Source organism: Nostoc sp. CHAB 5715 (genome assembly GCF_020829685.1).
Classification (GTDB): Bacteria; Cyanobacteriota; Cyanobacteriia; order Cyanobacteriales; family Nostocaceae; genus Nostoc.
In genome coordinates, this window is record NZ_JAIVFR010000402.1 from 1 (window position 1) to 6,329 (window position 6,329).

Consider the following 6,329-nt stretch of genomic DNA (forward strand, 5'->3'; position numbering starts at 1 on the left):
GGAAAAAAGCAGATTTTTGGCTATTTATCTATTGCATTTTGCTGCATTCTGTGGATTTGTTTGGAATTAATTCCAGTCCACGCAACATCCACAGGGTCTATTGATAATTTGCGACAACAGCAGCAACAAATGAACCAGCAGCGTCAGAGTGTGGTTAACGATCGCAATCGCTTAACAAATCTCCAACAAGAGGCCCAAAAACACCTGACTGGTTTAAAGCAAAATCTGCAAACTACAGATAACTATATTCAAGAGAGCGAATCACGATTACAACTCGCCACCCAACGCCTCCAGCAGTTGGAAACTGATTTAGCAGTAGCGCAACGTTCTTATGAGGAGCGGCAAATAGCAACAGTAGCACGATTGCGTTATCTTCAGCGATCGCCTGCATCTGTTGGATGGGCAGTTTTGCTCGAAAGTGAAAATATCAGCGACTTTTTCAGCCGTCGTCATCAGTTGAAGTTAGTGTATCAGGCAGACGAACAAATTTTGGTAAAACTCAACCAACAAGCAATCCTGATAAATCAACAAAAAACGAATGTAGAACAGCAAAAAAACGAAATTGCATTGATTCGTGAGCAACTGCTGGCACAAAAAGCCGATTATCAAACTCAGGCGCAGTCACAATCAGAATTGATTCAACGCCTCAATAGCGATCGCCTAGCCTTGGAAGCAGCGCAAAACCAGCTAGAGAGGGAATCCAAAAATCTGGAAGTGTTGATTCAACAAAAGGTAGCAGAAGCCAAAGCAACAGAAGAAGCCCAAGCAAAAACCAACAGCCGTACCAGTGTTATCATTCAGGGAACTGGTGTAATGGCATATCCTAGTGATGCTTCTACTAGTAGTCCCTTTGGCTGGCGGATACACCCAATCCTTGGCTATCGTCGCTTTCATGCCGGGTTGGATTTTGCCGCTAGCTATGGTAGTAAAATTCGGGCAGCCGATTCGGGCAGAGTAATTTTTGCTGGGTGGTATGGTGGTTATGGCAGAGCTGTAATTATCGACCACGGCAATGGTATGACTACACTCTACGGACATACCAGCGAGTTGTATGTTTTTGAAGGACAAGCAGTTGAACGTGGACAAGCGATCGCTGCTGTTGGTTCCACAGGTTTCTCAACTGGCCCCCACCTCCACTTTGAAGTCCGCCGCAATGGTACACCCGTAGACCCAGCTAATTATCTGTGAACTTATAAACCAAGTTTATCTAGGCTGCAAATTTATCACAGACGTGCTATAATGTGTAAGACTAAGGGCGCGTAGCTCAGTGGATAGAGCAACAGATTCCGGTTCTGTGGGTCGGGGGTTCAAATCCCTCCGCGCTCGTTACTTTTAGAAGACTAACCACAACATCGAAAAGTTATTTTCTCTCACTTTTCTCTCACGGGATAAACCTAACTTACCCTATGAGAGAGAATGGCAACGGATAACTGGAATACAAAAAAATTATAGGTTAGACTTACCAATATAATTTGGGATTATAAGTTATTGATAAATACGGTTATAAAAGTGTGTTTATTCAAATAACATAATTATTCGTCTTTCAAGGGTAGAGAGAAAATTTATTCTAATAATATAGAAGCGATGTCTTCAGGAGCTTTCCTTCAGAATGCTGTGCGTGCGATCGCGGATATTTTAACAGATTTGGCGGTAGCCAGACAAGAGAGGGAATGAGCAAATAAAGATTTTAGCTGAGGTGCTTGCTAATTTGACATTTTAGATTTTGGATTGATTTTTTCAGGAGGATAGGATAATGACTCAAGCAATTGATAAAGAACAAATGATAATTGATGAATTTAAAAAGTTATCTCCTGAGAAGCAGCAGGAGGTATTAAATTTTATTGAATTTTTGCAGTTTAAGGAGATGCAAAAGCAGGAGACACTTGAGGATAAAAAGAAGGAAAAACAAATTTCATTTTTAGAAGCTGCTAAGGAGTATATTGGATGTGTTGATGGAGGGACTGAAGATTTGGCGACTAATAAAAAGCATCTAGAAGGATACGGTAGGTAGTGAAGCAAAATGTCATTATTGATACTGGGCCTCTAGTTGCTTTAATTAATAATCGGGAACAATATCATAGTTGGGCTACTAAAGAAGTTGGTAATCTAGCTTACCCTTTCTTTACTTGTGAAGCAGTAATTAGTGAAACGTGTTTTATATTGCGAAATTTTTATGGCGGAGAGGATGCAGTTATGTCTTTACTAGATACTGGCTTAATTCAAATCTCTTTTCGTCTCAGTCATGAAATAGGAACGGTTAGAGAGTTGCTCAAGCAATATCAGAATGTGCCGATGTCGTTAGCTGATGCGTGTTTGGTAAGAATGAGTGAGTTAATTGTGGGGAGTTGTGTCTTGACGCTAGATAGTGATTTTCGGGTTTATCGGAAGAATAAGAATGAGATGATGGATTTGATTATTGCTGATGGGATATAAAAGGAGATAGGTATGGGTGAGATACAGGGCTATTTCATTCTCATCTAGCCCACCTCAGAATAAATTCTGAGGCTAATAGCAAAAGTCGTCTAAAGACGACTAAAAAAGGCTTTTAGTCCACTAAAGTGGACTTAGGCTATTAGCCCGGAACTTTAGTTCTGGGCGGTTTATGTCTAGAACGAAATAGCCCTGGGGTGAGATATAAGTACCTAAAATTCCAATCACTTTTAAAACATCCTCTAAGCTTGACATCTTGCCTGCCTATGCTATGTAACTGAAAAGTTCAAAAGGCGAAAGGCAAATATGGTTTTCCAGTACACTAACGCATTTGTCACCATAGCATCGGTTAATTACGAGACTTTAGCGACTTTTTATACTAAACTTCTGGAGCAAAAGCCAGTTCTTTTGATTCCGAATGTCTATGCTGAGTTTAATTTGGTTAGTATGCGTTTAGGTATTTTTAAACCAAAGAACACAAACGAATCGGAATTTGAAGCGAGCGCCAAAAGTAAGATAAGTTTGTGTTTAGAGGTGAGTGACTTAGAAGATGCGATCGCTCACCTAACAGCTTTAGGCTATCCCCCACCAGGAGACATTTCTATTGCTTCCCACGGTCGAGAAATCTATGCCTATGACCCTGATGGCAATCGTGTGATTTTACATCAAGCTGGTAGAAAGAGTCATTAGTCATTTGCCACTTGTACTGAGCGACTTGCCTTGAGCGAAGTCGAAAGGAGTCGAAGTATTGGTCATTTGCAAAGGACAAAGGACAAATAACAAAGGACAAATAACAAAGGACAAAGGACAAATGGCTATAACTCAAAACTATAGATTAAACCTGATTCAATGGTATCCAGGTCACATTGCTAAAGCTGAAAAGAAGCTCAAAGAACAGCTTAAGCGCGTAGATGTGGTGTTTGAGGTACGAGACGCCCGGATTCCCTTAGCAACTCATCATCCGCAAATAGGTGAGTGGGTGGAGGGTAAAACACGGGTGTTGATACTTAACCGAGTAGATATGATAACGCCGCAAATGCGATCGCTGTGGATAGATTGGTTTAAACGTCAAGGAGAAGTCCCTTATTTTACCAACGCTCAACATGGTAAAGGTATAGCAGAAGTGGCACGAGCAGCGCAAGCGGCTGGAGTAGAACTTAATAAAAGAAGAAGCGATCGCGGCATGTTACCCCGTCCAGTGCGGGCTGTGGTGATTGGTTTTCCCAATGTCGGTAAATCAGCTTTGATTAACCGCCTTTTGGGACGGCGAGTAGTAGAAAGTGCAGCCCGTCCTGGGGTAACTCGCCAACTGCGCTGGGTGCGAATTTCCGAACATTTGGAATTGCTAGATGCTCCTGGTGTCATCCCTCTAAGGTTAGAAGACCAAGATGCAGCATTGAAATTAGCCATTTGTGATGATATCGGTGAAGCATCTTACGATAAGCAACTAGTAGCAGCAGCCCTAGTGGATTTACTCAATTATTTGGAAGCTGTAGCCAGAGATTTGTTACCGAAGAAACCATTAGAGTCTCGTTACCAACTCGATTCGACGACATCAGACACCGGAGATATCTATTTGCAAGCCTTGGCGGAGCATCGTTATAAAGGTGATGTAGAGCGAGCTGCAAGGCAACTTTTAACAGATTTTCGCAAGGGTTTGTTAGGTGAAATTAGTTTGGAATTACCACCCAACTAGGTTACAAGAATTTGCAGCCCGTTTCTTAACTCATCCCCCGGCTTCAAGCCGGTGGATTTCGAGTCATTAGTAGTTATACTTAATTTACAGTGTTAAGTACTACTTATGACTAAGACGACTTGGCGACAATTCCTCCCCAACCTACGCAAATTTAATTTTCTGGCTTAACCCAAGCGTATTGCCTCTTAAGCGTGAGTGAAATATTGTAAGTAACAAGAGCATCCCACTTTTTTGCATGTCATTGCAAGCGTTGCGAACGCGAGTGCGTCTCTTAGAGTTGCAATCACAAAATCCTCCAACTCAGAGCGAGTCCAAGCGATTGCTTCGTCGTTCCTCCTCTCTACGAGACGCTACGCGAACGCAATGACAATTATTTTATCATTAAAAAATAAAAACTGGAATGCACCCTAAGTAACGACCTTTGGAGAGCGATCGCTATCATGTAGAGTCGAGATATAATACACTTTTGCAGAGAATGAGCAAACCAGAAAGTGAAAATATTCATACATAAATAATTGGAAGACAGTCTTATACTGCCTTCCAATTTCTTAAACTATTAGGAAAGAAGATCCACATATATTGGTAAAAACAACAATTTCATCAAACTTATTTTTGATTTCTGCCTTGCTCATCCCTAGAATGATACCGTTGATAAATTACCATTTTTCCATCCAGTTAATTCTTGGTGAGAGTCTATTCCTTCTCAGGTTTATTTACGATTTGTTATTTTCAGTGGAATTCTTGCTGTTTCTTGCTGATTGAAAGTCTGACCTAAATTAGTAGCAGTTGGCGCTGGTGATGTTAAATTCTTAAACAATAGCTTTAGAGTTCGAGTAATAGTTTTAAGAATTTTCATTTTGCTGGCACTCGGCTTTTGATCGTATCTCAAAACCATTGGGATTTCTACAATTTTTGGTTTGAGCGCTTTGGCTTTCAGCAGTAAATCTATCATGCAAGCAAATCCACTTTCAGTGAATAAATTCTCGCCATAATACATATCTAGTTTACTGACGAAAGTACGGTTATACAGCCTGTAACCGCAAGTATAGTCTCTTACACCTGGTACACGGGCTGCAATTCTAAAAAGCCAGCTAGCTCCGTAACTCATCACCTCTCTAAATGTTGATAAGCCTATGACTTTGGAGCCTTTTCGATATCTGGATGCGATCGCAATATCATAGCTACCAGCTATCATCGTCTCATACATCTTGATTAATAGTTCTGGTGGTTGAGTGTTGTCGCAATCCATCGCGGCTAAAAAATCGCCTTCTTTAGAAATTTCTAAGAAAGTTGTGAAACCTGTTTTAATTGCTTGACCTAAACCAGCATTTTTGGGATGTTGGACTAATTTCAGTGATATCCCTAGCGATTGAGATTCTTCTATTGCAGTCTGAGCAGTTGCATCCCTGCTACCATCATCAACAAGAATCAGCCGGATATCCATATTAGAGATTTCCTGCAATATCTGAAACTTTTTGAACAAGGGGCGAATTGATTCTTGCTCGTTGTATGCGGGTAAAAGAACAAAAAGACTCATAAGTACCTCGTGTGATTTTCAAAATATCATTCTCAGATTTCAAGAATTCAGTAATGTTGATTTCTTGAGAAATTCATCCACCTGTCGGACGACTGCGTTGTTGTTGACGCTATCATTGACCAACTGTGAGGTATTGACGACGAAAAAATCATCGTTTTCAGTACTCACTTTTGGAACAAGGCTTGAATAATTTAAAACTTGTAGTGGCTGTACTTTAATAGCTCGATTAATGTGTGCTGCAACAATATCATCTGCTTTTAGTGCTGGGAACATCAAACGTATACCCTGGAAAAATACTTGACGCAATTCATCATCTGGCTGTTTTAACAACGGGTCAGTGGAAAGTATATATTTTGGTAGGAATGTGATATGATATCCTGCTGTCTCTTGCAAAGAAACTAGGTTACTCATACCGATGACTCCAGTAAAGGGAACATTTCTATCGGCAATATTTACTACGTAGTAAGGAATTAGAGTCTTGCGAGTAATAAGTACCATGCAGATTACGCCCAGGTATTCTACTGTTTCACCAGTGTCTGAAACTTTCACCAGTTCTTTGGCAGCAACCTGTTGCAAAATATTAACTGGGCCAGTAAAGATGACTTTATCAAAATGTTCCTTTTTGCCCTGATATTCTACCCACATTCCACCCTCTGGATGAGGTGC

Annotated in this window: 6 protein-coding genes, 1 tRNA gene and 1 pseudogene; 6 read left to right on the plus strand and 2 right to left on the minus strand. The window is 40.7% G+C overall.

Features of this window, described 5'->3' with window-relative positions:
• From LC574_RS21360 to ylqF, 6 genes are all read left to right on the plus strand, one after another.
• On the plus strand, nt 1-1,188 hold a 1,188-nt coding region (locus tag LC574_RS21360), incomplete at its 5' end, for a murein hydrolase activator EnvC (protein WP_229455489.1).
• 65 nt (nt 1,189-1,253) lie between these two features.
• Nucleotides 1,254-1,326: transfer RNA gene (locus tag LC574_RS21365), tRNA-Arg, on the plus strand.
• A 427-nt stretch (nt 1,327-1,753) separates the two neighbouring features.
• On the plus strand, nt 1,754-2,011 hold the full coding sequence (locus LC574_RS21370) for a DUF2281 domain-containing protein (RefSeq protein WP_229455490.1): 258 nt from the start codon (nt 1,754-1,756) through the stop codon (nt 2,009-2,011).
• Nucleotides 2,011-2,433 carry a PIN domain-containing protein gene (locus LC574_RS21375; protein WP_229455492.1) on the plus strand — a complete coding sequence of 141 codons (423 nt, stop codon included), beginning with the start codon at nt 2,011-2,013 and terminating at the stop codon, nt 2,431-2,433. The genes LC574_RS21370 and LC574_RS21375 overlap by 1 nt, the downstream gene beginning before the upstream one ends.
• Before the next feature lie 303 nt (nt 2,434-2,736).
• Nucleotides 2,737-3,120: a VOC family protein gene (locus LC574_RS21380; RefSeq protein ID WP_229455493.1), complete on the plus strand. Its 384-nt coding sequence runs from the start codon at nt 2,737-2,739 to the stop codon at nt 3,118-3,120.
• A 121-nt stretch (nt 3,121-3,241) separates the two neighbouring features.
• Nucleotides 3,242-4,126, plus strand: a complete 885-nt coding sequence (ylqF, locus tag LC574_RS21385; RefSeq protein ID WP_229455494.1) for a ribosome biogenesis GTPase YlqF — start codon at nt 3,242-3,244, stop codon at nt 4,124-4,126.
• A 709-nt stretch (nt 4,127-4,835) separates the two neighbouring features.
• Here the strand turns inward: ylqF and LC574_RS21390 are convergent.
• Entirely contained in the window at nt 4,836-5,663 is an 828-nt protein-coding gene (locus LC574_RS21390; protein WP_229455496.1) for a glycosyltransferase, read from the minus strand.
• A gap of 39 nt (nt 5,664-5,702) precedes the next feature.
• A pseudogene (locus LC574_RS21395) lies at nt 5,703-6,329 on the minus strand (amine oxidase); the annotation flags it as partial.